The organism is Pseudescherichia vulneris (genome assembly GCF_902164725.1).
Lineage (GTDB): Bacteria > Pseudomonadota > Gammaproteobacteria > Enterobacterales > Enterobacteriaceae > Pseudescherichia > Pseudescherichia vulneris.
In genome coordinates this window covers 3,477,060-3,478,127 of the sequence record NZ_LR607338.1, presented here as the reverse complement: position 1 = coordinate 3,478,127, position 1,068 = coordinate 3,477,060, and the positions used below count along the sequence as shown (strand labels likewise).

The window sequence follows — 1,068 nt, the reverse complement described above, 5'->3', positions numbered from 1 at the left end:
CTGATTGTCCAGGTACCAGCGGACGGTTTTACGGATACCGCTTTCAAACGTCTCTTCAGGCTTCCAGCCCAGCTCACGGCTGATTTTATCCGCATCGATGGCGTAGCGACGGTCGTGTCCCGGGCGATCTGTCACATAGGTGATCTGGTCACGATACGAGCCCTCTTTCGGCACGATCTCATCCAGCAGGTCACAGATGGTATGCACCACGTCCAGGTTCTGCTTCTCGTTATGACCGCCGATGTTGTAGGTTTCGCCTGGTACACCCTGCGTCACCACGGTATAGAGCGCGCGGGCATGATCCTCAACGTAGAGCCAGTCGCGGATCTGATCGCCTTTGCCATAAATCGGCAGCGGTTTGCCATCAAGGGCGTTAAGGATCACCAGCGGGATCAGCTTCTCGGGGAAGTGATACGGGCCGTAGTTATTGGAGCAGTTGGTGACCAGCGTCGGCAGACCATAGGTACGACGCCATGCGCGCACCAGGTGATCGCTTGACGCTTTTGACGAGGAGTATGGGCTGCTGGGGGCATAGGCGGTCTGCTCGGTAAACAGCGGCAGCGCCGTGCCCTGCGGATGTTCGTCCGGGTGCGGCAGATCGCCATACACTTCGTCGGTAGAGATATGGTGGAAGCGAAACGCGTTTTTCGCCTCGTCGCTTAAGGTCAGCCAGTAGGTGCGCGCGGCCTCCAGCAGAACGTAAGTTCCGACAATATTGGTTTCGATAAAGTCAGCCGGGCCAGTAATAGAGCGGTCAACATGGCTCTCTGCTGCCAGGTGCATGACTGCATCAGGCTGGTGCTCGGCAAATACGCGAGCCAGCTCGGCGGCATCACAAATATCCACGCGCTCAAAGGCATAACGATCGCTGTCGGCGACGTCAACAAGCGATTCCAGATTACCGGCGTAAGTCAATTTATCAACATTCACAACGGAATCTTGGGTATTTTTAATAATATGTCGGACGACCGCAGAGCCGATGAAACCCGCTCCGCCAGTAACAAGGATTTTCACGCTATCAATTCCGTCAATTCAATAAGAAGAGGTGTGTTGCAGGTCGAAGCATGA

1 protein-coding gene is annotated in these 1,068 nt (G+C 55.1%); it reads right to left on the bottom strand.

The genetic code is table 11. The features are described 5' to 3' along the window. Positions 1–1,014: dTDP-glucose 4,6-dehydratase (gene rfbB / locus FN633_RS14495; protein WP_154058950.1), on the bottom strand; the 1,014-nt coding region annotated here is incomplete at its 3' end. Positions 1,015–1,068: the final 54 nt, after the last annotated feature.